The following is a 1553-nucleotide window of genomic DNA, read 5'->3' as shown; positions in this document are numbered from 1 at the left end:
GGCCACGGAGCACTAAGCCCCGATCCACCGACCGTTATTGAAGAGTCGGCCGAGATCGCTGCGGGCGGCGATGACGGTGTGAGGGCAGCGGTGGGCTCCTGACCTCGCTGCCAGGGTGTTCCACTTCGGGTTGTTGCGGTTGCGCCGGTTTCGGCTGGGTGGTCAGGCAGTGGCTGCTGCAGGTGGCCCGCAGCCGTGGGTGAACAGCTGGGTCCAGGCGGTTTCCCAGGGCCAGGCTTCGGGCAGGTGCAGGACGATGCGTCGGGCTGAGGAGGCCACTCGGGCGGGGACGGCGATCAGTTTGCGCCGGATGGTGGCGGTGGTGGCTTTGGCCAGCTTCGCGTCCCCGGTCAGGGTCGCGGCGGCGCGGGTGAGGTTGAACGCGATCACGGCCAGCACGAGCCAGGCGGCGTTGGCGGTGAACTTCCCGGACGGCAGGTGCGCCAGGACGGAGTTCTTCAGGTCGGCGTGGACCTGTTCGATGATCGCGTGGGCGCGGTGGGTCTTGTCCGCGGCGACGGTGTCGAGGAGGTCGGGGTCGGTGGTGGTGAAGAAGGCGTGGAACCGCCAGGTGTCGAACAGTGCGTCCTGTCCGGTCGTCTTCTTCGGGTTCAGGTCGGGGATGCGGCGCACGACCAGCCGCCCGGGCACGGCCTGGATCTTGTGGCCCGCGAACGCGGTGTAGGGAATCTCGGCGACTTCGGCTCGGGAGATCCATCGCTGGGCCTGCTCGTCGAACAGTGCGTCGGGGTACTCGATGGTGGTCCAGGCATCGTCGGCAATGGCCGTGATCGTCTTCTTGACCTTGGGGTCCAGGCGCACGGTGACCGACACGTCGGCGCCGGCGCGGATCGCGGCGCCGATGGTGGCGCGCCCGTAGAACGCCGAGTCGGCCCGCACCAGCGGCTTGCGACTCCTGTGCCTGGTCAGCGCCGTGACGGTCTTGAGGGCGTCGGCGACCAGCCGGGCGGCACCACGCGGGGAGCCGGTCGAGCCCTTGCGCAACCGCTGGGCGACGACCACCGGCGCGCAGCTGTTCGTGCTGGCGGTGGCCAGTAGCGCGTTCAATCCGCGGACCCGGGTGTACCCGAAGGAGGCACCCTGCTTGGCGTGCCCGTGGACCTCGATGATCGTGTCGTCGACATCGACCAGCACCAGGTCGTCCGCGGGTGTGGCCAGCAGCGGGGTGCTTGTCCCCAGCGCGGTCAGCACCCGGGAGGCGACGGCGTCGAGCTGGCGGACGTGGCCGAAGGTGAACGCCCGTAGGAACGAGCCCAGCGTCGAGGGCGCGTAGGCGTCCTTGAACACCCGGCCCATCCCGCCGTGCCGCAACAACGCCATGTCGTCGATGCTGTCCGCGCCGGCGACCATTCCCGAGACCAGCGAGGCCACCTTCAGGCCGGCATTGGCACCCTTGTCGGTCGGCACGCTCAGGTGCTGATCGGCCAGGTCCCGCAGTCCCGCCGAGTCGGCCAACACCAGGACCGGCACCAGCCCCGCAGACGACACCAGGTTCGGATCATCGAACACCGCGGAGATCGCCGTGCGCGTGT

General features: G+C 69.5%; 1 protein-coding gene. It reads right to left on the bottom strand.

Features of this window, described 5'->3' with window-relative positions:
- Window positions 1–162 precede the first annotated feature (162 nt).
- Window positions 163–1539 (bottom strand): IS1380 family transposase, encoded by a 1377-nt coding sequence (locus Q0W90_RS24475; protein WP_297777281.1) that lies wholly within the window; start codon window positions 1537–1539, stop codon window positions 163–165.
- Window positions 1540–1553: the final 14 nt, after the last annotated feature.

The sequence above is a fragment of the Mycobacterium sp. genome (assembly GCF_025933915.1).
Taxonomy (GTDB): domain Bacteria; phylum Actinomycetota; class Actinomycetes; order Mycobacteriales; family Mycobacteriaceae; genus Mycobacterium.
The sequence above is the reverse complement of the archived record's forward strand: the minus strand, read 5'-3'. Positions and strand labels throughout refer to the sequence as shown.